23 protein-coding genes are annotated in these 26,016 nt (G+C 66.3%); 5 read left to right on the plus strand and 18 right to left on the minus strand.

The annotated features are described in order from the left end of the window. Nucleotides 1-23 precede the first annotated feature (23 nt). Nucleotides 24-1,034, minus strand: coding sequence for a sugar ABC transporter substrate-binding protein (locus KVY00_RS08985; RefSeq protein WP_223042644.1), 1,011 nt, complete (start codon nt 1,032-1,034; stop codon nt 24-26). A 265-nt stretch (nt 1,035-1,299) separates the two neighbouring features. Between KVY00_RS08985 and KVY00_RS08990 the strand changes: the two genes are divergently transcribed. After that, nucleotides 1,300-2,175: a sugar phosphate isomerase/epimerase family protein gene (locus KVY00_RS08990; RefSeq protein ID WP_223042645.1), complete on the plus strand. Its 876-nt coding sequence runs from the start codon at nt 1,300-1,302 to the stop codon at nt 2,173-2,175. A 107-nt stretch (nt 2,176-2,282) separates the two neighbouring features. On the opposite strand, the gene KVY00_RS08995 is transcribed toward KVY00_RS08990, so the two are convergent. From KVY00_RS08995 to KVY00_RS09050, 12 genes are all read right to left on the minus strand, one after another. Next, nucleotides 2,283-3,221 (minus strand): NAD(P)-dependent oxidoreductase, encoded by a 939-nt coding sequence (locus KVY00_RS08995; protein ID WP_223042646.1) that lies wholly within the window; start codon nt 3,219-3,221, stop codon nt 2,283-2,285. Continuing rightward, nucleotides 3,218-4,009, minus strand: a complete 792-nt coding sequence (locus KVY00_RS09000) for an HpcH/HpaI aldolase family protein (protein WP_223042647.1) — start codon at nt 4,007-4,009, stop codon at nt 3,218-3,220. Before KVY00_RS09000 ends, KVY00_RS08995 begins: the two co-directional genes overlap by 4 nt. Continuing rightward, the gene (iolD, locus tag KVY00_RS09005) at nt 4,006-5,982 is read right to left on the minus strand and encodes a 3D-(3,5/4)-trihydroxycyclohexane-1,2-dione acylhydrolase (decyclizing) (RefSeq protein WP_223042648.1); all 1,977 of its coding nucleotides are present in this window, start codon (nt 5,980-5,982) and stop codon (nt 4,006-4,008) included. Before iolD ends, KVY00_RS09000 begins: the two co-directional genes overlap by 4 nt. 130 nt (nt 5,983-6,112) lie before the next feature. Further along, nucleotides 6,113-7,567 carry an aldehyde dehydrogenase family protein gene (locus KVY00_RS09010; RefSeq protein WP_223042649.1) on the minus strand — a complete coding sequence of 485 codons (1,455 nt, stop codon included), beginning with the start codon at nt 7,565-7,567 and terminating at the stop codon, nt 6,113-6,115. Nucleotides 7,568-7,724: 157 nt separating this feature from the next. Further along, the gene (locus KVY00_RS09015; protein WP_223042650.1) at nt 7,725-8,606 is read right to left on the minus strand and encodes a sugar phosphate isomerase/epimerase family protein; all 882 of its coding nucleotides are present in this window, start codon (nt 8,604-8,606) and stop codon (nt 7,725-7,727) included. Further along, on the minus strand, nt 8,603-9,448 hold the full coding sequence (locus KVY00_RS09020) for an SDR family NAD(P)-dependent oxidoreductase (RefSeq protein ID WP_223042651.1): 846 nt from the start codon (nt 9,446-9,448) through the stop codon (nt 8,603-8,605). The genes KVY00_RS09015 and KVY00_RS09020 overlap by 4 nt, the downstream gene beginning before the upstream one ends. Beyond that, entirely contained in the window at nt 9,445-10,506 is a 1,062-nt protein-coding gene (locus KVY00_RS09025) for a zinc-dependent alcohol dehydrogenase (protein WP_223042652.1), read from the minus strand. Before KVY00_RS09025 ends, KVY00_RS09020 begins: the two co-directional genes overlap by 4 nt. Nucleotides 10,507-10,522: 16 nt before the next feature. Beyond that, nucleotides 10,523-10,999 (minus strand): VOC family protein, encoded by a 477-nt coding sequence (locus KVY00_RS09030; protein WP_255572571.1) that lies wholly within the window; start codon nt 10,997-10,999, stop codon nt 10,523-10,525. Continuing rightward, nucleotides 10,996-12,168, minus strand: a complete 1,173-nt coding sequence (locus KVY00_RS09035) for a M24 family metallopeptidase (RefSeq protein ID WP_223042654.1) — start codon at nt 12,166-12,168, stop codon at nt 10,996-10,998. The genes KVY00_RS09030 and KVY00_RS09035 overlap by 4 nt, the downstream gene beginning before the upstream one ends. Before the next feature lie 21 nt (nt 12,169-12,189). Continuing rightward, complete coding sequence (locus tag KVY00_RS09040) at nt 12,190-13,248, minus strand: ABC transporter permease (protein ID WP_223042655.1); 1,059 nt, start codon at nt 13,246-13,248, stop codon at nt 12,190-12,192. Between the two features lie 24 nt (nt 13,249-13,272). Beyond that, a complete protein-coding gene (locus tag KVY00_RS09045) occupies nt 13,273-14,724 on the minus strand; it encodes a sugar ABC transporter ATP-binding protein (protein WP_223042656.1) in 1,452 nt (483 codons plus the stop codon). A gap of 25 nt (nt 14,725-14,749) precedes the next feature. After that, nucleotides 14,750-15,778 (minus strand): sugar ABC transporter substrate-binding protein, encoded by a 1,029-nt coding sequence (locus tag KVY00_RS09050; protein WP_223042657.1) that lies wholly within the window; start codon nt 15,776-15,778, stop codon nt 14,750-14,752. 96 nt (nt 15,779-15,874) lie between these two features. Here KVY00_RS09050 and KVY00_RS09055 point away from each other — a divergent pair, with 96 nt between their 5' ends. Both KVY00_RS09055 and KVY00_RS09060 read left to right on the plus strand, forming a co-directional pair. Continuing rightward, a complete protein-coding gene (locus tag KVY00_RS09055; protein WP_223042658.1) occupies nt 15,875-16,669 on the plus strand; it encodes a GntR family transcriptional regulator in 795 nt (264 codons plus the stop codon). Between the two features lie 4 nt (nt 16,670-16,673). Continuing rightward, the gene (locus KVY00_RS09060) at nt 16,674-17,825 is read left to right on the plus strand and encodes a Gfo/Idh/MocA family protein (protein ID WP_223042659.1); all 1,152 of its coding nucleotides are present in this window, start codon (nt 16,674-16,676) and stop codon (nt 17,823-17,825) included. Between the two features lie 91 nt (nt 17,826-17,916). On the opposite strand, the gene KVY00_RS09065 is transcribed toward KVY00_RS09060, so the two are convergent. Then, the gene (locus KVY00_RS09065; protein ID WP_255572572.1) at nt 17,917-18,942 is read right to left on the minus strand and encodes a LacI family DNA-binding transcriptional regulator; all 1,026 of its coding nucleotides are present in this window, start codon (nt 18,940-18,942) and stop codon (nt 17,917-17,919) included. 210 nt (nt 18,943-19,152) lie between these two features. Continuing rightward, complete coding sequence (iolG, locus tag KVY00_RS09070; protein ID WP_223042661.1) at nt 19,153-20,160, minus strand: inositol 2-dehydrogenase; 1,008 nt, start codon at nt 20,158-20,160, stop codon at nt 19,153-19,155. 119 nt (nt 20,161-20,279) lie between these two features. Between iolG and KVY00_RS09075 the strand changes: the two genes are divergently transcribed. Continuing rightward, on the plus strand, nt 20,280-21,302 hold the full coding sequence (locus KVY00_RS09075; RefSeq protein ID WP_223042662.1) for a Gfo/Idh/MocA family protein: 1,023 nt from the start codon (nt 20,280-20,282) through the stop codon (nt 21,300-21,302). Between the two features lie 108 nt (nt 21,303-21,410). Here the strand turns inward: KVY00_RS09075 and KVY00_RS09080 are convergent, their stop codons facing one another. Beyond that, nucleotides 21,411-22,898 carry a sugar porter family MFS transporter gene (locus KVY00_RS09080; protein ID WP_223042663.1) on the minus strand — a complete coding sequence of 496 codons (1,488 nt, stop codon included), beginning with the start codon at nt 22,896-22,898 and terminating at the stop codon, nt 21,411-21,413. A gap of 250 nt (nt 22,899-23,148) precedes the next feature. On the opposite strand from KVY00_RS09080, the gene KVY00_RS09085 reads away from it, so the two are divergent. Next, entirely contained in the window at nt 23,149-23,916 is a 768-nt protein-coding gene (locus tag KVY00_RS09085) for a sulfite exporter TauE/SafE family protein (protein ID WP_255572573.1), read from the plus strand. 67 nt (nt 23,917-23,983) lie between these two features. Here the strand turns inward: KVY00_RS09085 and KVY00_RS09090 are convergent, their stop codons facing one another. Continuing rightward, nucleotides 23,984-25,000, minus strand: coding sequence for a Gfo/Idh/MocA family protein (locus KVY00_RS09090; RefSeq protein WP_223042665.1), 1,017 nt, complete (start codon nt 24,998-25,000; stop codon nt 23,984-23,986). An 89-nt stretch (nt 25,001-25,089) separates the two neighbouring features. Continuing rightward, entirely contained in the window at nt 25,090-26,010 is a 921-nt protein-coding gene (iolB, locus tag KVY00_RS09095; protein ID WP_223042666.1) for a 5-deoxy-glucuronate isomerase, read from the minus strand. Nucleotides 26,011-26,016 lie beyond the last annotated feature (6 nt).

Genomic DNA, 26,016 nt, shown 5'->3' on the forward strand with positions numbered 1-26,016 from the left:
CTTGCACTTCGGAGTACCAGCAACTAGCGGGTGCCGTTGTTCACGAACTCGCTCAGCGTGTCCGCCTGGTCCGGAGTGATGATCGCCGGCCCAGTGAGCACGGGCTGACCACCTCCGAGCACATTCGCGTTGGTCTTGTGCAGCCAGACGCCGTCTACGGCGGAGTAGCCCTGCAGGTACGGCTGCTGGTCGACGGCGAACTGCAGGTCACCATTAGCAAGGCCTTCGGCCACGTCGGGATTCATATCGAATGTGGCGAGCTTAGCGCTGCTACCGGACTCAGCGATGGAATCACGTGCAATGGGGGCCTGGGGGGCACCGAGCGTCAGAACGTAATCAACAGTGCTGTCGGTTTGCAGCTTCGCCGTGATCGTAGACGCAATGTTGGTGGGGTCCGCAGCTGTGACATAGATGATCTCCAACTCCCCGTTGAGGGTATCCTTCACGCCCCCGCACCGGTCCTCGAGACCAACATGGCCCTGCTCCTGAATGACGCAGAGCACCTTCTTCGCCCCGAGTTCGTTGAACTTCTCACCGGCCGCCTGACCCGCGACCCTCTCGTCCTGGCCGAAGTGAGCCAGAACACCCAGCTCCTTGTAGGAGCCTTCACCGGCATTGATGCTGAACACCGGGATGCCAGCATCCGTCGCCTTCTTCACGGCTCCCGACATGGCCTCGGGCTTCGCGAGGGTGACGACGATACCGTCGACCTTCTGGTCCACTGCCTGCTCGACGAGCTGCGCCTGGCGAGCGCCATCGGGATCGGAGCTGTACAGCACCTCGATGCCGTCTTTATCCGCAGCCGCATCGGCACCCTTGCGCAGGATGTCCCAGAAGGTATCACCGGGAGTGGAATGGGTGATCAGAGCGACCTTCATCGTCTTCTCGGGTCCAGCCCCACCACCATCACCGTCGCTCTTGTTCTCACCCTGCACACCCGCCGGCCCGCTGCAGGCCGTCAGCAGCAGAGCGGCCGTTGCGACAATTCCCGCGAGCCCGAATTTGGCCCACCGGCCCCTACGTGATTTCAACATAGTCTCACTCCATCGTGTTTTTGAACTTATGTCTTTACAAAAGCTTGCGCTTCGCGCTTACCGTAATGCAACTTCTTTGTTCGGCAACACTCGAAATACCTGCCCGCATTTGCCCGACCGCGCGAGCGCTAACTGCCCGCGAAGCCCGGTGTCACCGGGCCCTTGACTCGAGGATGAAACACCCTGGTAATCTTGGACCGGTCCAAATCATTACACGAACGCACTGCACTGTCAAGGCGAAGTCGTGCTCACGCAAAGGAGCGACGTGACCAGCGAAACCCGACTGCTCGCCACCTGCTGGACGACCGCCGGTTCGGCGAGCCCGGCAGGCCCCATCTACCGAAGCCCCTTCACCCTCGAGGAACGCATTGCGGCGACAGCCGCCGGCGGCTGGACGGGCTTCGGCCTCGTGCACGCCGACCTCATGGAATTCCAGCGTGCGCGCCCCCTCGAAGACATCCGACGTCTCCTCGACGATCACGGCATCGAACAGCTCGAACTCGAACTCATCGAGGACTGGTGGGCGGACGACGATCGCCGTTCAGCCTCGGACGCCGTGCGCCACGACATCTTCGCAGCAGCCGAAGTCCTCGGCGCGGCCACAGTCAAGGTCGGTCCCGACACCGCTGCGCCCGCAGACCCCGAGCGCTTCGCGGAGAGCTTCGATGCTCTCGCGACGGAAGCAGCAGAGCACGGCACTCGCGTAGCACTCGAGTTCCTGCCCTTCGCCCACACCATGCACGATCTGGAGGCCGGCATCGAACTCGTCACCGGCGTCGACAATCCTGCAGGCGGTCTCTGCCTCGACATCTGGCACGTCGCCAGGCCCGGTACGGACTATTCGGTGATCGCGGAGTCTCTACCCGGGAGGTATCTCTTCGCGGTCGAGCTCAACGATGCCTCGACGCGGCCTGTCGGCAGCCTGTTCGAAGACACCGTGCACCGCAGGCTGCTTCCCGGTCAAGGCTCGTTCGATGTTCCCGGATTCATCAACGCGGTTCGGCGCACTGGTTACAGGGGGATGTGGGGGGTCGAGATGCTCTCCGATCGGCACCGGACCCTCGAACTCCCTCGCGCGCTCGAAGAAGCTCGCAGCGCCGCTCTCGCCTGCTTCACCGAGGCCGATCGGCGCCTCGTCTAGGAGTTCGCGTCGGTGAGCCTCGCGGGACACCCGCGGGCGCGCCCTCGCGACCCACGATTCCCGGGGACCCCCGTCATTCCGTCGAAGGCCCGCGGGAATCGCGGTGATTACGCGACCGCGGCCGTGTGCGCCGGGGATCCGCCCGCCAGAACGGCGGTGACGGCTTCGGCCGCCATGCGGAACGTGGCCGCCATGGCTCCCTCGGAGAGCCCCGTCGTGTGGGGGCTCAGCAGCACCCGAGGGTCTCCGGCGAGAGGATGCTCCCGCACGGGCTCGGTCTCGAAGACATCGAGGCCGACTCCCCCGAGCACCCCCGCATCGAGGGCTGCCTGCAGCGTGGCCGTGTCCACCAGGTCCGCCCTCGCGCAGTTCACCAGCACGAGGCCGGGCTTCGCGGTGCGCAGCAGTTCGAGGGGCAGCAGCTCGCCCCCGCCGCCGGGCAGGTGCAGCGAGATCGCGTCCGCTTGACGCACCGCCTCGTCGAGGCTCGTATTCTCGTACTCCTCGGCCTGCACGAAGGGATCGTGCACCACGATCCGCATTCCGAAGGCCGCTCCGAACCCGGCGATGATCCGACCGATGCGGCCGAAGCCGAGCACGGCGAGCGTCTTGCCGTAGAGATCGCCCGGCACGGGGATCGACCCGCTGCCCCACTGCCCGGACGCGACGAAGGCGTTCGACTCGCCCACACGCTTCACGAGCGAGGCGATCATGGCGAACGCACCCTCGGCCACAGCCCGGCTATTACTGCCGGGGGTCACCGCGACCGCGACTCCGCGCTCAGCGCAGGCCGCGACATCGACGCGCTCGACCCCGACCCCGGTGCGCGCCACCACGCGCAGCCTCGGCATGCGCGCGAGCAGATCGCGGTCGACGTCGTACGCCGCCCGAACGATGGCGCCCTCCGCCACCGCGAGATCACCGGCAGAAGGCTCGGCGACGAAAAGCACGTTCTCCGGCAGGTGGGGCAGCACGAGCTCGGAACCGACCGGCCCCAACCCCACGACGACGGCCTCGGCTGCGACCGGGTAATCCGCCCGGCTCATCGCGCGGTTCCCAGCCCGTCGGGGATCGATGCACGCACCGTGGCCGCGAGCAGCGTCGCGTCGGATCCGAGGGCGAGGAAGCCGAAGCCGCGCTCGCGATAGCGCTCGATGGCTGCTCGGTCATTCGCGAGGATTCCCGCGACCTTGCCGTGCCTACGGCAAGCGTCGACGACCCCGTCGAGCACCTCCTGGAACCCGGGATCGTCGAACTGACGCGGCACCCCGAGCGCATAGCTCAGATCCTGCGGCCCGACGAACAGCACATCTGCCCCGGGCGTCGCCGCGATCGCCTCGAGATCGTCGACCGCACCTCGCGTCTCGATCTGCACGATGCCGATGGCCTGCTCGTTCGAGCGGTCGAGAGCCGCGGTGTCGAGCGCCCAGCGAGCGGCCCGATTGTAGCTTGCGACGCCCCGGTCCCCCTCCGGCGGGTACAGCTGATGCTTGCGCGCCTCGGCGGCCTCGGCCGCGCTCGAGATGCGCGGGAACATCACTCCGGCCGCGCCGGCGTCGAGCACGCGGCCGATCCGGATCCGCTCCGGCTGCTCCACGCGCACGACGGTGGCGGTGCCGTACGCACCGGCGGCCGCGACGATCGCCCCGACCTGATCCTCGTCGCCGCCGCCGTGCTCGAGATCGACGAGCACCCAGTCGAGGCCGGAGGCAGCACACACCTCAGCGGCGCTCACGGACCCGAGACCGAGGAAAGTGCCGATCGTCGTCTCTCCCGCGAGGAACCGCTCGCGCAGTGAACGACCCGGTGCCAGGGGGTTCGGCTCGACGCTCATCCGTGCCACCGCTGCATGGCAAGGCCCTCGCCGTACTCCGCGAGCTTCTCGGAGGTGTCGACGTGCTCCCAGACCTCTGCCGGCGAGACGTCCCACCAGGCCTCGGCACCCGGCAGGTCGGCGTGCGGAATCGTGGGCACGACGAGCACGACCGGACCCCGGGCGCCGCGAGTCTCATCGAGTGCGGTGCGCACCTCGGCAGCCGTGGTCGGCCGCCTCACCTCTGCGCCGAGACCCGCGGCGATCTGGGCGAGATCGATCTTCAGGTAGTCGCCCTCGAGCCGATCGGCGCGCGCCGCTGCCGCTTCCGCACGTTCGACGGCGCCCACCAGCGCACCCTCGCCCTCGCGGTAGCGGAACTCGTTGCCGAAGTGCTCGCCCGTACGCCACATCTGCAGACGACGGATCACCTGGTAACCGTGATTCTCGGAGATGACGACAGTGAAGGGGATGCCCTCTTGCGCCGCCGTGACGATCTCCGTCGGCATCATGATGAAGGTGCCGTCGCCGATGAAAGCCGTGATCCGGTGGGCAGGATCGGGATCCGCGACGCGCACACCCATCGCGGCGGGCAGCTCGTAGCCCATGCACGAGAAGCCGAACTCGAGGTGCGCGTGACGGCCGCCGGTCGCGTCCCACACCTTCTGCAGATCGCCGGGAGGCCCGCCCGCCGCTGCGACGATCGTGTCACCGGATCGCGCGTGCTCCTGCATGAGGCCGATGAGTTGGCCCTGGGTGAGCACCGCGTCCGTCTCGGGGAGCTCGGGATGCTCCTCCTTGGGGAACCGGGTGTCAGGATCGAGCGCGGCGTCGCGCACGGGCACCCAGGCGGCACGAGCGGCCTCGACCTCATCGGCCCAGGCGGCGGGTACGCAGTAGCCGTCGAGCTCTGCGGCGAGCGCGGTGAGCGCGAGCTTCGCGTCCGCGACGATCGCGGTGGCGCCCTGCTTCACGGCGTCGTGTTCGACGACGTTGATCGAGGCGAAGCGCACATCGGGGTTCGCGAACAGAGACTGCGAGGCGGTCGCGAAATCAGTGAGGCGGGTGCCGATGTGCACCACGAGGTCTGCGCGCTCGGCGAGACGATTCGTATTCGGGGAGCCCTCGAGGCCGATGCCGAAGACGCTCCACGGGCCGTCCTCCGTGATAGCGCCCTTGCCGGCGAAGGTCTCGCTGACCGGCAGCAGCGTTTGCTTCCCGAGCGCGGTGAGCTCCGCCTGAGCATCTGAGTAGTGGATACCGCCGCCGGCGATGACGAGCGGGCGCTCCGCCCGTTTGATGAGTTCGGCGACGTGCTTGACCTCTTCCGTGTCGACTGCGCGGCGACGGATCGGCCAATCGCGCTCCTCGAAGAACTCGACCGGGAAATCGAAGGCGTGAGACTGCACGTCCTGGGGCAGCGCCACCACGACGGCGCCGGTTTCCTCTGCATTCGCGAGCACGCGGAACGCCTGCGGGAGCGCGGTGAGCAACTGCTCGGGACGGTTGATGCGGTCGAAGAACCGCGACACGGGCCGGAATGTATCATTCGCGGTGACATCCCCGGATCCGGGTAGATCGAGCTGCTGCAGTACGGGCCCCTGACGGCGAGTGGCGTAGGTGTCCCCGGGGAAGAGCAGCAGCGGGATGCGGTTCACCGTTGCGAGCGCCGCAGCGGTCACGAGGTTCGTCGCGCCCGGGCCGATCGATGCCGTGACCGCGAGGGTCTGGCGGCGCTTCGTGGCCTTTGCGAAACCGGTCGCCATGTGGCCAAGCGCCTGCTCGTTGCGCCCCTGCACGAACGGTAGGCGATCGGCGTGCTCGGCGAGCGCTTGGCCGAGTCCGGCGACGTTGCCGTGCCCGAAGATTCCGAGCGCCGCCGGAACGAACCGGCGCCGCTCTCCGTCGGCGACCGAGTACTGGGCTGCGACGTAGCGCACGATCGCCTGTGCGACCGTGAGGCGTACCGTCTGCCCCGATGTTCCCTGGACCATTGTTCCTCTGCTCCCTTGCAATCTGTTCGGATTCTCTGTTGTCATCCCGCGCAATATCGAGTCGCGGGATCCATGTATCTGTGTCCCGCGGCCGCATTCGCTTCGCTCATGTCGCGCGGGCTGACGGGGCTCACCCGTGCATCACGATGGTCTTCACCTCTGTCATCTCCTCGATGGCGGACCGTATGCCCTCTTTACCGTAACCGCTGGCCTTGAGACCGCCGTAGGGCATGAGATCCGCTCGCCACAGCGGCGTCCAACCGATGTGCACGCTTCCCGCGTCGATCTCGCGCATCGCACGAACGCTTTCTCCGAGAGTGCCGCCGAAGACGCCCGCAGCGAGACCGTAGGACGTGCCGTTCGCGGCGTCGAGCGCCGCCTCGAAGCTGACCACCGAGGTCACCGCGACAGCAGGGCCGAAGAGCTCCTCCTGGGCGAAAGCCTGATGGGTGTCCACTCCCGTCACGACCGCGGGCGAGACGAACGCGCCGTCGCGCTCTCCGCCGGTGAGCAGACGCGCCCCGTCCTCGACGGCACGGCCGATGCTCTGCTCCACGCGGATCGCTTCGCGCTCCGCGATGAGCGGCCCGAGCGTCGTGCCCTCGGCGAAAGGGTCTCCCATGCGGATCGCCGCGACCTTGGGCAGCAAGGCATCCATGAAGTCGGCCTCGACATCACGATGCACGATCACGCGCTGCACTGAGATGCAGACCTGTCCGGCATTCACGTATCCTCCTGCGGCGACCGCGGAGGAGGCCTTCTCGATGTCCGCGCCCGGCAGGATAAGCGTCGGAGACGAGGCGCCGAGTTCGAGCGAGAGCTTCTTCACCCCCGCGATCGACGCGATCCGCTCGCCCACTCCGGTCGACCCCGTGAAGGAGATCTTGCGCACTCGGGGATCCGTGACAAGAGCATCGCCGAGCACACCGCCGGATCCCGTTACGACCGAGACGACCCCCTCGGGCACGCCCGCATCGACGAAGATCTTCGCAAGAGCGAGCGCGGTGAGCGGCGTTGCTCCGGCGGGCTTGAGAATTACCGCGTTGCCGGCCGCCAGGGCCGGGCCAGCCTTGTGGAGAACCAGCAACGCGGGGTAGTTGAACGGGGTGATGGCGACGACGACCCCGACAGGCTGGCGGAGCGTGAAGCCCACCTTCTCCTGCCCCGTACCCGGGTTCGCGTCGAGAGGCAGACTGACGCCGTAGAGCTGGCTGCCTTCGTGAGCAGAGAGGCGGATGATGGCGCCGGAGCGCTTCGCCTCCCCGAGAGCTTCGCCGAGCGGCTTGCCGTTCTCAGCCGAGATGACCGCGGCGATCTCGTCGGCGCGCTGGTCGGCGATATCAGCTGCGCGGTTGAGGACAGCGGCGCGCTCGTGGGCGGGGGTGCGACGCCACACCGCGGCACCTCGCTCAGCCGCATCGACGGCCGCGGTCACGTCGTCGGCGGTAGCAACCGCGACCTCCCCGACCGCACGGCCGTCGTATGGCGAGCGGACCTCGGCGCGCGCGCCGTCGGACGCCTCTCGCCACTCGCCGCCGATCAAGAGGCCGTAACGGCCATTCCCGGGTGTGCTCTCCGCGTTCATCTTGCCCCTTACCCTGAGTCTCCATTGATCTTGGACCGGTCCAAATTTTAGACGCATCCGCTGCTGCGCGTCAATGCCGACGCGCAGCAGACGACCGGTCCGGGTCGGCGGGCGAAACGCAGCTCGGCCTTCCAGCCACGATCCGCCCGCCCCGAATCTACTCCCGCAGATATGGCAGAGCAGCGTCGTGAGCCGCTCGCAGCGCCGCCTCGAGCGGCAGCTCCCGATACTCCCGCGATAGCATCTCCACTCCCCAGGGGCCGTGGAATCCAGTCGCACGGATCGCATCGACCAGCCCCTGCACATCGAAGTCCCCCTCGCCGCAGAGACGTCGGTTGTCCGTCGTGTCGATGAAGAGATCAGGCAGCGATTCCCTCGGGCAGTCTCCCATCTCGACGGAGAATATCTGCTCGCCAGGCACCTGAGCTGTGATCTCGGAGAAGGACGTGCCCGCACGGAAAACGTGCCAGAAGTCGATGCATATGCCGACGTTCGACAGCCCCACGTCTCGGACGAGTGCCGCACCCTTCGGCGACGTGTCGACCCCCGAGAAGGCGATGGGTTCGATGGCGACGCGCAGCCCGCGCTCCGCCGCCTCGCGACCGAGACGGCGGAACGGCTCGACGAGGTACCCGAAGTCATCCTCAGGCCCGTCGAACGCAGCGCCGACCTTCACGAACGAAGCTCCGATCGCTTCAGCCGCCTCGAGCAGCAGCTCCCACGTGTCACGCCAGAGCTCCTCGGCCTTCCACCAGTCATTCAGAAACTCGACCTCGCGGTACTTCAACCCGGCGACATCGAGCCTGCGTCGCAGCTCGGCGAAACCGATCGTGCCGCGCATCTCGGCAAGGTCGGCTTGGTTGAGACCCATGCCAGACCAACCCGTCTTCACGAGAGCCGCTATGCGCTCGTCGATGGAGTACGTACTGCGCTCATCGGGGTCGAGCGGGGCCACCCGTCCGGCGCTCGTCCAGCAGGAGGCGATGACCTCGGTGTCGGTCGCAACGCTCGCATCTCCGACTGCGCTCGCGGCGTTCACAGCTGCTCCGGCAGTTCTCGCGCTGCGGTCGCGAAATCGAACTCGACGAAGCCCATGCCGCCCGTGACCCCGATCTCTTCGCCCGAGATGCTTCGCGCAGCATCGGAGAGCAGAAAACGACTGATCTCACCGATATCCTGCACCGACTGCGGACGGCCGACCGGGATCGGCTTCACGTGCTCGGCGAAGATCTCGTCCTCGCTGCGCCCGGTCGCGGCCGCATCCTGTTCGAGAATGCGATCCCAGATCGGTGTGCGCACGACACCGGGGCACACCGCGTTGACCGTGATGTCCAGTGGGCCGAAATCGAACGCGAGACTCTTCGACATACCGATGACACCTGCCTTCGACGCGGCGTAGGCTGCCTGCAGCGCGGCCGGCGCCCGGCCGGTGATCGAGGCGATGTTCACGATCGCTCCGCCTCCGTTGTTCTTCAGCACCGGGGCGATCGCGCCGATGCTGCGGAAGGTGCCCTCAAGGTTCACCCGCAGAATGCGCGTCCACTCCTCCTCCGTGTTGAGCAGGAAGTGCTTCACCATCGAGATGCCGGCAGCGTTCACGAGTCCCCAGAGCCCGTCGACTGATTCCGCCGCGTCACGCATCACTGCGGTGGCGGCCGGGTCGCTCACGTCAGCCACGACCGTGCGCACGTGCTCGAACGAGGCGGACACCTCGGCGAGCCGCTCGGCGTCACGGTCGGCGAGGATCACGCCGTAGCCGCTGTCGTGCAGCACGCGGGCGATACCCTCGCCGATGCCCGACGCTCCACCGGTGACGAACACCCACCTCTTACGGTCATCTTGTGCGCCGTTGCGCACAGTCTTGACATCCTCGGAGATCATGGAGTGAACACCACCTTCAGCGCCTCACCCGAACGAGCCAGCCGCATCCCCTCGTGCACCTCTTCGAGAGGAAGCACGTGACTGACGATCTCGGCAACCGGGATCGAGCCGTTCTCGATGAGGTCGAGCGCCTCGCGCATCGTGTTGCGCATGAGGAATGCGCCGTGAATGCTCAACTCCTTGTTCACGATGTCTGTGGGCGCGAAGCCGGCGCGCACGGCCGAGTTGATTCCGACGACCACGATCCGCGCCTCATCGGCGGCCATCGCGACCGCGGCGTCGAGTTGCGAGCCGACCGCCTCGTAGATCAGCGTCGGCCCTTTGCCGCCCGTAGCCTCGCGCACCGCCGCGACCACATCGGTGTCGCGAGGATCGATGCCGACGGTCGCCCCGAGCCGCAGCGCCACAGTACGGCGCGCCTCGGACGGCTCGACCATGATGATGTCACCGGCGCCGAGCAGCCGCATCACCATCACGGTGAGCAGGCCGATCGGGCCGCCGCCGATGATCACGGCGCTCTCACCGGGGCGCACGCCGGCCTTATGCACGCCGTTCAGCACACAGCCGAGCGGCTCGGCGACGACGATGTGCTCCATCGGCGTCTTATCCGAGACCCGGTAGGCGAAGTAGGACGGCACACGCACGTACTCCGCCATACCGCCGTCCCACCACTGCCCCGGTGTGTTCGGCCAGCCAGGAAGATCGCACTCGGGGTTGTCGAAGACCACCTTGCAGAAGTTCGGGCTGCCGGTGCGACACGACTCGCAGCGGCCGCACGGCGGGTTCTGGTCGATCGCCACACGGTCACCGACGCTGATGTCACGCACCTCCGGGCCGACCTCGACGACCTCGCCGCAGAACTCGTGTCCGAAGATCACACCCGGTTTCGCCGGATGCGTCGGCGGCACATCGAGAATGTGCAGGTCAGACCCGCAGATGCCGACCGCACGCACGCGCAGCACGATGTCCTCGGGCCGATCGATAGAGGGACGAGGCCGCTCGACGAGCTCGAGGCGTCCTTCCCCCATGAATACCGCGGCACGCATATCCTGCGTCATAGTTCCTCCCTCTCAATCAGGCCGCTACGGCCGCGCGGCGCGCGGGTGAAGCGGTCTCGTACAGTTCGATGGTCAAGCCGAACGGGTCTCGACAGTAGACCCATCGATCGCCTTCCTGGCCAGGCGAATCGGTGAGCAGATTCACGGGCGAGAAGAAATCGACGCCGCCGGCCACGAGCGCGGCTACCGCCTCGTCCATGTCTGTCACTGCCAGCGCCAGGTGGCCGAGCCCCGGATCCTGCGTCGCTCGGCGGGCCGAGGTCGCCGGCAGATTGCGAAACTCATGCAGCTCGAGTCGGACCGCACCGAGCTTGAGGAACTCCCAGCGCAGCTCGACCTCGGCAGCGTCGATGCCGAGGGGCTCACCCTCGATGACGGTCCATTCGGTGCGCCCATCCCGCGTCATGCCGAGCACGTCGGTGTAGAAGCCGACGGCGCGGTCGAGATCTTCGACGACCAATCCGAGATGGTGAAACGAGAACTGCGCGCTCATGCGGTCACCAGCGCCGACTGACCGCAGACGTTCCAGCCTCGCCCGACGTCGCCGACCGCGCGATGGCCGTCCTCTGTGACGAGCACGGTGTCTTCGAGCTTGATGAAGCCGCGGCGTTCGTGCCACAGCGTCGTCTCGACCGAGAGCACCATTCCAGGCATAAGAGGCGCGTCGGCATCGGTGTCCGGGTAGGGCACTGGCCCGGTCGCGGTGAGCCTGGGCGCTTCGTGACTTACGAGCCCCATCCCGTGGGTGACATAGGCGAGCTTGTCGGCGAAGGGGCTCTGCGCGACACGAGCATCGCCGGCGGCGATGACCTCGCGACCGAGGGTGCCCGCGGCGATGGTGGATCGCGCAGCCTGCTGCACCGCATCGATCTCGGCGAGTGCGTCTTCGAGTTCGGCATCGGGGTCGCCGAGCACGGCCATCCGCGCGAGATCGCCGATGTAGCCGCGGTAATTACCGCCCGAATCGAGGCAGATCACATCCCCCGCTTCGAGGCGGTCGTCAGAGGCCGCGCGGTTGTAACTCGAGCCGGCCGATACGAGGCAGTACTCGAACACGAGACCGCGTTCGACCTCTGCCAGACGCAGCCGGTCGACGGCGTCGCGCTTGGTCATACCCGGCTCGAGCTGGCTGAACACCTCGAGGATCGCCGCGACAGTGCGGTCCGAGGCCTGTTCCACGAGATCGAGTTCAGTCTCGTTCTTGCAGGCACGCAGTCGTTCCAGCAGAAACTCGGAGTCGGCGAGGTCGTACTTGCCGTGCCCCTCGAGTACCGGCAGAGCATCGACGGGGAGGAAGCTCGGCTCGATGCCGAGGCGGGCCTCGGTGCCGAGGCGCTCGCGCACCGCGTCGAGGGCCATCTCCATCGCATCACGCACTCCCCAGGCTTCCGCCTTGATGCGAGTCACCCAGATCGGCTCATTCTCGATCTGGAAGCCCTCCATGGCGTTGCCGATGAAGCAGGAGGCCTCGGGAGCACCGCGGAAATAGACGACTACGGGCAGGTAGCGACTCACGCCGACCGCATCCATGTAGTCGAACCAGAAGAAGCGGTGCCCTCCGAGCAGGTACTGCACGTTGTGCTTCGAGGTGACGAGCAGAGCATCGATGTCTTCCGCCGCCATCAGCTCATCGAGCTGCCGAGTATTGAAAGGAATATCCATGGTTCTATCTCCAAACGGGCCTCAGGCCGTCTTGACCTTTCGCCGAGCGAGGCGGCGCGTGTTGAACGAGTCGAGCAGCACCGCGAGGAAGATCATCGCGGCTTGTACGAACTGCACCCAGAAGGGGCTCACGTTGAGCAGGGTGAGTCCGTTGTTGAGCACACCGATGAGCAGTACGCCGATGAAAGTACCGAGCATGCTGCCCTTGCCGCCGAGCAGGCTGGTACCTCCGATGACGACGGCTGCGATGACCTGAAGTTCGATGCCGGTGCCGGCAGTCGGGGTCGCCGAGCCGAGACGGCCGACGAGCACCACGGCGGAGATACCCGCGCACAGACCAGCGAACCCGTACACCCAGAACAGCGTCTGGCGATCCTTGATGCCCGACAAGCGAGCCGCTTCCCGGTTTCCTCCGGTCGCGAGGACCTTGTGGCCGAACACCGTGTTGTTGAGGATGAGATGGCCGATGATGAACATGATCACGGTGAGCACCGAGGCGAACGGGATGCCCAACACCGACGCGCTGCCGATCCAGTTGAAGGACTCCGGCAGGTCGTACACGCTCTGACCCTGGCTGAGCTGCAGAGTGAGCCCTCGCCCCATACCCAGTGTCGCGAGCGTCACGATGAATGGGGCGAGATTGAGCCAGGCGACCGAGGCACCATTGAAAGCGCCGATGAGAGTGGAGACGAGCAGTGCCAGGATCACCCCCAGCATCCCGTCTCCGCCGCCGGCGACGAACATTGCCGCGACCATGCCCGACAGGGCGATGTTCGAACCCACCGACAGGTCGATGCCCGAGGTGATGATGACAAGGGTCGCACCGACCGCTGCAATGCCTACGATCGCAGACTGGTTGAGGATGTTCAGAATGTTCGCGGCGCGGAAGAAACGGTCCGTGAGCACGGCGAGCACGATGCAGATCAGCACGAGAGCGACGAGGATCGGCGTGGTCGGACTCGACTTGATGCGTTGCCACGCGCGCGTGGTCCAGCTGGTCTGGCGCTCGGCGAGTGTCGGCAGCGCCGAGGTCGTCGGTGCTGTCACGCGCTCTTCGAGCCTGGTTGGTTTCTGATTCATGAGTTCTTCCTCGAGTAGAAGTGTTCAGCCGAGTGAGGCGAGGTGCAGAGCTGCCTCGCGGTCGAAGGAGGATCGATCGACTTCACCGACGATGCGACCGGCGCGCAATACGTAGGCCCGGTCGCAGACTGCGAGCACTTCGTCGGTATCCGAGCTCGTGACGATCACGCCGGCACCTCCTTCTGCCATCTCGAAGACCTTCTCGTAGATGGCAGCCTTCGAGCCGACGTCGACACCGCGGGTCGGGTCGTCGAGCAGGATCAGGCGCGGCTCGGTCGCGGCGTACCGTGCGAGCACGACCTTCTGCTGGTTGCCGCCCGAGAGACGCCCGACCGCGCCGTTCATGCCGGCCGTCTTCACTTCGAAGTCGGCGATCCACTGCTTGCACAGCCGGGCGAGCTTGGTCTGCCTGATCCACCCGAACCTGCTGAACAGGCCGTAATTGCCGAGCGCCATGTTGTCACGCACGCTGCCCTCGAGTACGAGCCCGCTCTGCTTGCGGTCCTCGGTGACGTAGGCGATGCCTGCACCGCGCGCGGCGGCGATGCTGCCGGTCGGCACCGGCTTACCGTAGATCTTGACCGTGCCGCTGTCCGGGCGGTCGACTCCGGCGATCGCCCGCATGAGTTCTGTGCGTCCCGCGCCTGCCAGCCCGATGAGGCCTACGACTTCGCCGCTGCGCACATGGATCTTCGCATCCCTGACGCGGGGGGCGTTCAAGCCCTCGGCTTCGAGCACCTCATCGCCGAGTTCGCGCTCGCGATACGGATAGGCGCGGCCGAGGTCTCGGGCGAGCATCGCGCGTACGAGTTGCTGCTCATCCCATTCGGCTGTGGGGCGCTGTTCGACGACCTGGCCGTCGCGCAGCACCAGGATGTCGTCGGCGATCTCGAAGAACTCGTCGAGGTGGTGGCTCACGTAGAGGATGCCGAGGCCGTCTGCTTTGAGCCCCTTGATCACGTTCATAAGAATCTCGACCTCGCTCTCCGGTAGCGAGGAGGTGGGCTCGTCGAAGATGAGCACCTTCGCGTCGCGGGCGAGGCAGCGGGCGATCTCGAGAAGTTGGCGCTCGGAGAGCGTGAGGCTCGATACCGTGCGCCGCGGGTCGACGTAGGCGAGGCCGACGCGGGCCATCGCCTTGCGGCTCGTGTGCTCGGCCTGCGCTCGATGGATCATTCCGGCGCTCGCCGGCATCGCACCGAGCAGCAGGTTGTCGGCGACCGACATATCGGGAATATCGGTGAGTTCCTGATAGATGACGCTGACGCCGGCCTTGATGACCTCGCCGGGATCGGCGGCAACAGGCCTGCCGCCGATCTCGACGACACCCTCGTCGGGGCGAACGGCACCGGCCAGGCTCTTGATGAGCGTGGACTTCCCCGCACCGTTCTCGCCGGCGAGCGCGAGCACCTTGCCCGCGTAGATATCGAGGCTGACATCCGTCAGCGCACGAACGCCCGGATAGCGCTTACTCACCCCGACCAATCTGGCGAGAGGCTGATCACTCAATTTCGTCCGCCCAGATCCCGAACTCCTGCACCTCGGGGCTCTCGAGGTTGTCGGCGGTGAGCAGCATCGAAGGCCACTCGACGTTCTTCTCGACCTCTTCCCCCTTGGAGAGCTTCACGATGAGGCGCACGGCCTCCTCCGACATGGTGATCGGCTGCTGGCTGATCTCGGCATCCTGGATCCCGGCGCGGATGTTCTCGACGGCCGGCTTCGGGCCGTCGATGCCGATGACGTAGATGTGACCCTCTTCGCCGACCGGCTTGAAGCGCCCCGCCGACTCGATCGCGCGGCTCACACCGACCGCCTCTGCGCCGTTGGCCGCGAAGACCGCGTCGATCTCGGGCTGGGCCTGGAGAATGTCGGTCATGACCTCGTTCGACACCGCGGTGTCCCAGCCGCCATCGGCGGTGGCGACGATCTCGATGTCGGGGTACGCCTCCATCGCTTCGAGGAAGCCCTTGTCGCGGTCGATCGCGGCGGGCGATCCCGCGAGGCCCTGAATATTGACGACCTTGCCCTTGGGCTCGCCGTTCTTCTCTTCGAGGAACGCGGCGATCTCCTCGGCAGCCATCTTGCCGGCCTCGACATGGTTCTGGCTGATCGTGAAGGTCACGTCGGTGCCGATCGAGTCGGCGAGCGCGATCACGGGGATACCGGCGGCGTCTGCCGCCTTCACCGCGGGGACGATGGCCTTGCCGTCTGCGGGGTTGATGGCGATGTAATCGACGCCCTGGGTGATGAGATTCTCGACGTCTGTGACCTGCTGATTGGGGTCGCCGTTCGCATTGGTCGAGATCAATTCGACGCCGGTTTCTTCTGCACCGCGCTCAAGGCCCTCGAGGATACCCGCGAAGAACGGATTCGACACCGTATAGCCCGAGTAACCGATGGTGATATCGCCGGCCTCCGCCGAGCCGCCATCGCCGTTCCCCCCACTGTCGTCCGACGAGCAAGCCGAAAGCCCTACCAGTGCCCCTACGGCGGCGAGCGACAACATCGCCTTCACGAGTTTCTTTGCCATCGATCCTTCTCCTGTCTCTTCCTTGAGTGCATTGGCGACAGACGTCCGTCGTCCGTCGCCTGTCGACAGATTAGGGATCCTTCGGTAAGTTTGTCAATGGATGGACTCGAAACGGAGAGGACAACCAGGGGCCCGGTTCCGCGATCCGCACTCAAACAGAGCTCATTAGAGGCAGGTAACAGTATGAAAACGTTTCAGGCTACGACAGCGCTGCAACGCGGTCCCTCGCTCGCTGAGCAGGCCTATGCAGCTATTCAAGAGCTCATCATCTCCGGCGCGATCACCTCCGAAACCGTGCTCAGCGAAAACGACCTCTCCCGCCAGCTCTCAATCAGCCGCTCGCCCCTACGAGAAGCGATCCGTCGCCTGCAGGACGAGGGCATGCTCAATGAATCCGGCCCGCGCGGCTTCTCGGTGCCGCCGATCACCACCCGATTCGTAGCCCAGCTCTACCAGGTGCGACGCGCACTCGAGGGTGAGGCTGCGCTGCTGGCCAGAGATATTCCGTCCGAGGAGATGAACGCGGTGCGCGAGATGATGGAGCGCGTACTCGTCGATCTCTCGGAGGGGCGCAGCCATTCCTTCGCCGATGCAGATGCGGCCTTCCACAACCTCTACATCCATCGCTGCGGAAATCCCATGCTGCTGCATCTCATCGCTCGACTTCAAGGGCCCCTGGCCAGGGTGCGGGTATTCGCGAACCCCCTGCACGAGCACCTTCGCGCCTCCGTGCAGGAGCACCTCGCCGCACTCGACGCCATGGCGACCGGGAAGCCTGAACTGGTACAGCAGGCAGTAGTGGCGCATATCGACGGCATCTCCGCGCGCCTCCTGTCCCACCTCGAGTCGAGTGTGCCGTCATCCGACTCGACCACTGGCAGGAGCAACTGAGACGATGAGCCGACGCTTCAAGACAGGAGTAGCGGGACTCGGCTGGATGGGCGGGCTGCACGCCCGAAGCTACCGTCGCTTCTCAGAGGTCTTCCCCGACTTCGAGGTCTCATTCGACCTCGTCTCCGCAGCGAGCCGATCAGCTGTGTTGCGCGATGAGGCCGTCACGCGCTGGGGGTTCGATAGCGCCGTCGATCAGCCGATGCTCCTCACTGCAGCGGAGGACATCGATGTCCTCTCGGTCTGCACACCGAACGCCGAGCACGTCGACCTCGCCGTGGCCGCAGCAGACGCCGGCAAGGCCGTGTGGATCGAAAAGCCGGTAGGACGATCGGTCGAAGAGGTCGAACGCGTGCGCGAGGCGGTGCTGCGAAACGGCACAGCCCTCGCGGTGGGGCACAACTACCGTTCTTCCCCCGCCATCAGGGAACTGCGGCAGCGCATCGGCGAGGGACGGATCGGAAGGGTCGAACAGGTCCGCGGGCACTACGACGCGGGGTTCGCCGCCGATCCGGAAGCGCCTCTCACCTGGCGCTTCTCCCGCGAGCAAGCCGGCGGTGGAGCTTCGAGCGATATCCTCAGCCACCTCCTCGATCTTGCACAGCACGTGTGCGGTCCCGCGACCGAGATCACAGGGCGGCTGCGCACCGTGCACGCGTCGCGTCCACTCCCGCTCGCACCAGGCGGGCACTTCGGAGGCCCCGCTCTCACGAACCGCGGCACCGTCGACAACGACGACATCGCCGTCGCCCTCGTCGCGTTCGCCGACGGCGCCTTCGGTTCTCTCAACGCGAGCCGCGTCTCGCGTGCGGGCGAGAATGAGATCCTGCTCGAGGTGCACGGCAGCCACGGTTATGCGCAGTGGAACTCCGAGCGCCCGAACGAGTTTCTCTGGCGCGACCGCGCGATGCGAAGCGTGACGCGAGAGCACGTCGACGCCGGCATGGGCGAATACCGTCGCTTCCTTCCTGGGCCCGGACTCGGCCTCGGTTTCGACGACGTCAAACTCATCGAGCTCGGCGAGTTCGTCAAGATGATGCGAGGGATGCCGTCCCAGGCGGCGACGATCGATGACGCTTTACGCGTCGCCCGACTGGAGGAGGCTCTCACGGCCTCGGCCACCACCGGACGATGGGTATCCGTCTCCTCGTCATAAGCATCGACCCGGCTGTCCTGCGAGCTGCCACGGCGGCGAACCGTCCTTCAGACATCGATTCGGAGCACAGCTCCGGGGCTGTCACCCCGGATTATTCGGCGCGCGTCGAGTCTCGAACGATGAGTCGCGGCGGGATGAGAACCGTCGCACCTCCGGCAGGCTGCCTCCACGATCGGCTCCCCGGGGCCCCGTGGGTGCCGAGTTCCATGGCGGTGAGCAGCGCTCCCGCCGCCTCTCGACCGATGCGCCGGTTCATGGGGTCGATCGTCGTCAATGAAATGCGTGGGATCCCCGCGAGCATCGAGTCGTCGAAGCCCGTCACGAGGCAGTCGTCGGGCACAGAGACGCCGGCCGCTTCGAGTGCCGTGATCACACCGACCGCGACGAGGTCGTTCACCGCGACGATCGCCTCCGGCTGCTCTCCGGAGGCGAGGATCTGCTTCACCGCGCGCATAGCGCCTGCCTCGGTGAGATCCGCACGCTGCACCGCGCCAGAGGATCCGAGACCACGGGCGTCCATGGCGGCACGGAACGCCGTCTCGCGCGACGCCGACACCGTACCGCCGCTGCCGCCGATGAACACGATGCGCTCGAGCCCCTGGTCGATGAGGTGATCCACCACCATTCGGATGCCTGCCGCATCGTCGGTGCGCACGGTCGCGACAGTGTCGTCGGTCGCGTCGATGGCGCTCGCCACGACCGTGGGGATCGTCGCGGTGAGGTCGGCCAGTTCCCCGAAATCGGGAATCGTGCCGACGGTCACCAGCCCCGCCGGCCGCAGGTCGCGCAGCACGTCGAGGTTATCGCGGTCGAGGACGGCCTCGCCGCTGCCGTCCTCGACCTGGGCGGTGACGATCACGGTGCGCTGGCCCGCCTCGCTCAGCCGGATCTTCACGGCTCCCACTATCTCGGCGAAGATCGGATTCGACAGGTTCGACACGAGAATGCCGACCACATCACGGCGACCGGCCGAAAGCGATTGCGCCACGAGATTGGGACGGTACCCCAGCGCAGCGGCGGCCTCCAGCACTCTCCGTCGACGCTCGACGCTGACGTTCTCGCCGCCATTGAACACGAGCGAGACGAGAGACTTCGAGACGCCCGCCTCTCGAGCCACGTCCCGGATAGTCGGAGGACGCACGGGTAGCACGTCCTCTCCCACCCGATCCACCATCTTCGCCCGCCTTTTCACTCGCACAGCAGGAGTGCGCTGGCGCCCCCTAGAGGCTCCCGCATGTTTGCTCTGTTCCATTCATCTTAGAGTCGACGGAGAGTATCGTCCGACCGGTACGGGCGTCGGAGCGGCACAGGGGCCAGGCCTCGGGCGTCAGAGGGCGACGGAGACCACGACACCCTCGGTAGCGGACCGCTGCGCAGCATCAGCGAGAACGAGCGCTGCACGCCCGTCATCGAAGGTCGGGCTCGTGGAGGCCTCACCGCGCACGAGCTTGATGAACTCGGCCAGTTCGGTGGCGTACGCCTGCGCGTAGCGTTCGAGGAAGAACCCCCCGAAAGCCGGTTTCGCGTCGACGGCGTCAGCCGAAGAACGGCTCACGAGGCTTATGGGAGCATTCGCGACCTGCAGCATCCCCTTCGCACCGAATGCTTCGATGCGCTGGTCGTAACCCATCGCGCTGTGCCGCGAGTTGATGATGGTGGCGATGGCGCCAGAGGCGGTACGCAGGGTCGTCACGGCAGTGTCGAAGTCGCCGTGCTCGCGGGCGCCGGCGTCGAAGGTCTGCGTTCCGGTCGCACTCACGGAGACGATGTCTTCGAGGAAGAACCGGGCCAGGTCGAAGTCGTGGATCGTCATGTCTCGGAAGATGCCGCCCGACACCTTCACATAATCGGCAGGAGGAGCGACCGGGTCCCGACTGATGATGGTGAGTTGTTCGACGTCGCCGATATCGCCCGCTTCGATGCGGGTGCGCACCTCGCGGAAGTTGCTATCGAAGCGTCGATTGAAGCCGAGCGCCACCGGCACGCCGCTCGACTGCACGAGCGGCCGCAGTGCTTCGACGCGGGAGATGTCGAGGTCGATGGGCTTCTCGCAGAGCACCGGTAGACCTGCCTTGACCGAGGCTGCGATGAGGTCGACGTGAGTCGGGGTGGGCGAGGCGATGAGCACGGCGTCGATCTCGCCCGAAGCGATGAGCTCCTCCGGTGATGCGGTCGCAATACCGCCGAAACGCTTGACGATGTCTTCAGCTCCCGCAACGAAGGGGTCGGCGACCCACGCGAGCGTCGCTTCGGGATCCACCGCGATACTGGCGGCGTGCACCTGCCCGATGCGTCCGGTGCCGATAAGTCCGAAACGAACTGGATTCTGCGTCATTGCGTCAATTTCCTCTGAGATCAGGATCGCACGACCCTCGTGGTTACCGATTTGATAGGACAACGAACCGCCTATAAGTATACTCAAATTTGGACCGGTTCAAAGACGAAAGGAAACGCATGCGCATTGGACTCGTCGGTTACGGCGCCGGCGGCAGACTCTTCCATCTGCCCTACATTCAAGCCGCGACCGAGTGGGAGATCGTCGGCGTCGTGACTCGCTCTCCCGAGCGACGCGCCGCACTCGCGGCCGAAGCACCGGAACTTCCGACTTTCGACTCGCTCGACGAGCTCATCGACACTGGGCTCGACGCCGTCGTGATCACCACCCCGCCGAGCACACGACGCGAGCTTGTGCTGCGGGCCCTGGAGCGGGGCGTTCACGTGGTCGCCGACAAGCCTTTCGCGCCCGACCAGCAGGTCGCCCGCGAACTCGCCGAGGCCGCGGAGACAGCGGGAAAGATCCTCACCGTCTTCCAGAACCGGCGCTGGGACACGGACCTCATCACGCTGAGGAACGTGCTCGAAACAGGCGAGCTCGGCACGCCATGGAGAGCGAACTTCGTACTCGACCAAAACGATCCGGGTACGCTCGAGGCGGGTCCCGGGGACGGGCTCCTGCGCGATCTCGGGGCGCACGTCGTCGATCAGGTCATTCAGCTGTTCGGACCGGTAGCGCGCGTCGACGGGCACCTCGACTGGCTCGACGCAGACGCAGGCAGGATCGACGTCGGCTTCGCTCTCGGCCTGCACCACGAATCGGGTGTCTACAGTGCGGTCTCGGCGAGCAAACTCGGGCATCGCGCAGAGCGCGGCATGATCGTCTACGGCAGCGAGGGCTCGTACGCGTCGCGGATGCACGACGTGCAGTTCGACCAGCTCCTTGCGGGCGAACGTCCGGCGACGGCCGAGCAGTGGGGCGTGGAGAAGGAGGAGCGCTGGGGCGTGCTCTCGACCGCGTCCGGGCAACGGCGCGTGCCCTCCGCGGCCGGCGACTACTCCGATTTCTACCGAGAGCTGCACGCCGCGATCGCCGATGGTGCACCGCTGCCGGTGAAACTCGACGAGGCGCTGCACACGATCGCGGTGCTCGACGCCGCCCGGGAGAGCGACGCACGGGGTCGCTCGATCGACCTGCCCTGAACGGCCTCACCCGGCCGCGGCACCCGCCGCCGAGCACGAAGCCCTCGCGGAAGAGCACTGAGCTCCTACCGCGAGGGCTTCGGAGTTGGAGGCCTCGGCCACCAGCTCCTATTTGACGGCAGGCAGGCGAATGGCCCCTGTGGTCACATCCTCGTCGAGCTGCTCGAGGGTGCGGCCGCGCGTCTCCGGCACCCACTTCCAGAAGAAGAAGAACGAGAAGACGTTCACCGCGGCGAAGAGCACGAACAGGCCCATTCCCACAGATCCGACGATCGAGGGGACCGACAGCGCCAGGGAGCCGTTCGCGATCCAGTGCAGGAAGATCGCGATGCCCATGCCGATGCCGCGCACCCGCAGCGGGAAGATCTCAGAGACGTACACCCAGGTGCAGATGTTCAGGAACAGCTGCATCGAGCCCACCATGACCAGCACCAGCACCAGGAACGCCCACGGCCGAGCCGCGTCGCCCTCGGGGAACACCCACAGCATCGCGATCACGATGAGGATGTGCGCGATCGAGACGAGACCGTAGCCCCACAGGAAGTTGGTGCGCCGATTGATGCGATCCATCATGAATAGCGCAATCGAGCCACCGACCACCGCGATGACCCCGGGGGCGATGTTCACCCAGCCGAGCATCGCTTCGCTGAAACCGGCCTCGGCGAGCATGCGCTGCCCGTAGTACATGATCGCGTTGATGCCGGTGAACTGCTGCAGAACGCCGACGCCGCTCGCGATCAGCAGAATGATGAGCAGGTTCTTGTTCGTCAGGATCGCCTTGAGCCCGATCGAGCGGACCCCCATGAGCCGCTCCTCCTCGGCGACGCGCTCGATGTCGGCGAGTTCGGCCTCGGCTCGATCCCTCGATCGGATCGAATGCAGCACCTCGCGAGCAGCATCCTCACGCCCCTTCTCGAGCAGCCATCGGGGCGACTCCGGCATCCGCAGCATACCCACGAACAGCACAATGGCGGGCAGCGCGCAGATGGCGAACATATAGCGCCACACGCCGTCGTGGTGACCGAACATCGCGGCGATGACGGCATTCACGATGAAGGCTGCCAACTGTCCGACCACGATCATGAGCTCATTGCGACCCGCGAGGGATCCGCGGATCTCGAACGGAGCCATCTCCGCCAGGTACACCGGCACCACGGTCGAGGCACCTCCGACCGCGAGACCGAGCATGATGCGCCCGGTGATCAGTACGCCATAACCGGCCGCTGAGAATTCTCCATAGGCGCCGCTGCCCGGCGAGAAGATCACCAACATCGTGCCGACGAAGAACGCGATGGAGAGAAGAATGATCGTGGCGCGGCGACCGATCCTATCCGACAACCAACCCCCGATCAGCGCACCGAACGCTGCGGCGAAGACGAGAGAGCTGATCACGAACCCCAGCTGCAGATCGTTCAGGCCGAGCTCGGCCTGCATGGGGCGCTCCGCACCGTTCGCAACACCGGTGTCGTAGCCGAAGAGCAGCCCGCCGAAGGTCGCGACGACGGCTACGATACCGAGGCGCCGCTTATGCGAGCCGTCTGTGAGGGGCGGGAGCTTGACACTTCCAGTGGTTGAGGCTGCTGTGCCTCCGGACATACGGACTCCTTCGTCTTGGCCATCGTGAAGCTTGGACCGGTCCAAAGTCTAGGCAGAATCTCTCCTCGTCGCAACATTCCGGAAACACTCTGCACTGCGCTTGTCGTCCACTCTCTGCCCGCTCGAATCCAGTACCCCGACATCCGCATCCTGCACCGTGGGTGCGAGGCGGACTCGGGTCACGCGATACCAACGCCATTTCAATGTCGTTACATTTGTACAAATGTGGCTTCGAGCGTATGGTGGGCCGGTGACATCGTTACTCCCCGATCTCGCGCCCGCCGCCTGGGCTCTCCTCGCGGTCGCCGCCCTGCTGGTGGGCGTCTCGAAGACCGCGATCCCGGGCATCAACACCCTCTCGATCGCTGTTTTCGCGGCCGTACTGCCCGCGCGGGCTTCCACTGGCGCGCTACTCATCCTGCTCATCGTAGGCGATCTCTTCGCGCTGCTCAGCTACCGTCGGCACGCCGATTGGGCCACCCTCCTCCGCCTCGTTCCCGCCGTCGTGGTCGGTCTCGCGCTCGGGGCGGTCTTCCTCGCTCTAGCCGATGATTCGTGGGTGCGGCGGGTGATCGGAGTGATCCTGCTGCTCATCATCGCATTCACCGTCTGGAGGCGCAGCGCGAAGCGCCTGCGCACCGCCGAAGAAGAATCGGTTCGCGCCGCCGCCTTCGCTCGTGTCGGGTACGGGTCGCTCGGCGGCTTCACCACGATGGTGGCGAACGCCGGCGGACCGGTGATGTCGATGTACTTCCTCGCGGCCAGGTTCCCCGTCAAGGCCTTCCTGGGCACGGCCGCCTGGTTCTTCGCGGTGCTCAACCTGGCGAAGCTGCCGATCTCCGCCGGACTCGGACTTGTCACACCGGCTACGCTGATGCTCGATCTGCTGCTCGTGCCCGGCGTGATCGGGGGCGCGGTGCTGGGACGCTGGATCGCCGGGCGCATTAAACAGCAGGCCTTCGAGTGGGCCGTGATCCTGTGCACGACGCTCGGTGCGGTCTACCTACTGGTGAGCTGATCGCCGAAGCACCGCATGCGGCATCGCGCGGGAAGCCCCCTCCCGCATCCCCGCCGTTCTCGTGGGATCAGGCGTAGAAGGAGGGGCGCTCGGGCGCTTCCACGGGCACGATACCGCCGCCGTGCAGAGCGGTGACGCCCGCCTCGCACGACAGCGCCACAAGGTAGCCGTCCCACGCGTTCGGGCCGTCGATGAGGGTTCCACGGCGCACGGCGTCGACCCAACGCTGGATCTGCGCGTCGTACGCCGCTGCGAAGCGGGTGGTGAAGCTCTCGTGCTCCTTCACACGGAAGAAACCGGCTTCCCACTGCTGCAGACCTGCAGGCTGGCCGATGCGCGCGATGCCTTTCTCGAAGACGGCTTCGGTGGCGACCTGATAGCCGAACTGCACGCTCACGTTCATCTCGACATCGACCAGCACGCCGTTCTCGAGCTCCATGATCACGAGGATCGGCTCACTCAGGCGCGCGGGTGCGAGTGAGTTGCGGCGCGGATGCTTCACCTCGACGGTCTTCACCGGCGAGCCGGCGAGCCACGGCACCACGTCGAACTCGTGCACGACGGAGTCGGTGATGAGCATGTCCTGGGTGTAGCCGTCGGGCACCGAGGGATTGCGGTGCAGCGCTCGCACCATCAACAGATCCCCGCTCTCGCCCGAGCCCACGAGCTCGCGCAGCGCTTGGTACTCGGCATCGAATCGACGCATGAAGCCGAGCTGGATGTGGGGCCGATCGAGCTGCTGCTCGAGTTCGAGGATCTCGCGCGAGCTCTCGGAGGTCTGGGTGAGCGGCTTTTCGCACAGGATCGGCAGCCTCGCGGCGAGCGCGGGCTTCAGCACCGGGGCGTGGAACTGGCCGGGGGTCGCGATGAGCACGGCGTCCAGGGCGTCGGTCTCGATCGCATCCTCGAGACGACTGAAGGTCAACGCCCCCGGCGCATGCGTCGTCGCGGCCGCGGCGCGGCCCGCGTCAGGCTCGACGACGGCCGCTACTCGGGCGCCGGCGATGCGGCAAGTGATGCGCTTGATGTGATCGGCGCCCATCATGCCGGCGCCGACGACGGCGATGCGGAGTTCTTCAGTCATTGAGTGTCTTCCAATCTGTCATTCTGAGCGAGGTGCGAGATCTGGAGCTCAGGCTTCTTCGACTCGCTCCACTCGCGCGTAAGGAGGTATTACCGCTCGGCGGTGAAGGGAAGGCGGGGATCCAGCTCCTGCCCCTCCCAGGTGTCGCGCACCCAGCCGTGGGCCGGGTCGTCGCTGATGAGCCAGCTGCGATCGGGATCGGGCCCGGCCATCACGTTGAGGTAGTACATGTCGTAGCCGGGGGCCGCGACCGCCGGGCCGTGGTAGCCGTGGGGCACGAGCGCCACGTCGCCGGTCTTCACCTGCGAATCGATCTCGAGGTGCCCCGCCGGAGACGAGTACGAGCTGAACATGCCGAAGGCGCGATCCGGATCGACGCCCTCGGGGGCGTCCTTCACGGGCGCCACCTCGAAGTAGTAGATCTCCTCGAGCTGCGACTCGTGGCCGGGGATGTGCTCGTCGTGCTTGTGGGGCGGGTACGACGACCAGTTCTCTGCGGGGGTGATCACCTCGACCACGATGAACCGGGCGGCGTCGAGCACCTCCTTGCGGCCGAAGTTGTGCACCTGGCGGCTCGAGGCCCCGGCGCCGCGCAGTTCGACGGGGATCTCGTCGACCGACAGGTATCGGGTGGGCCGCACGATACCGGTCGGCGAGGTGGCGACGAGGAAGCGGCTCTCGCCCTCGGAGCGGGCGGTGACCGTACCGGTCGCCGCCGCCGAGAGGTAGAGCATGTCGGTGCGGCCGTCGAAGACGGAGGACCGGCCGGCGAGCTCGGTGACCGCCTGCTCACCGCCCTCCGTGTGCGCCACCCGGAACGAGCCGGAGAGGGGGAGAATCAGGCGCTCGACGCCCGTACCGTCGAGGTCGAGCGACGCTCCCTGCTCGAGCCTGCCCACTCGAATGCCGGTGTGCTCCCACCCGGGCGTGCGCTCGTCGACCACGGTCTCCCAACCGCCCTCGGCGAGTTCACCGCGGCGGTGGAACCAGCGCGCTGCCTGCTGAGTCATGTTCGT

Origin of the sequence: Leucobacter tenebrionis, assembly GCF_019884725.1 — a bacterium.
Lineage (GTDB): Bacteria > Actinomycetota > Actinomycetes > Actinomycetales > Microbacteriaceae > Leucobacter > Leucobacter tenebrionis.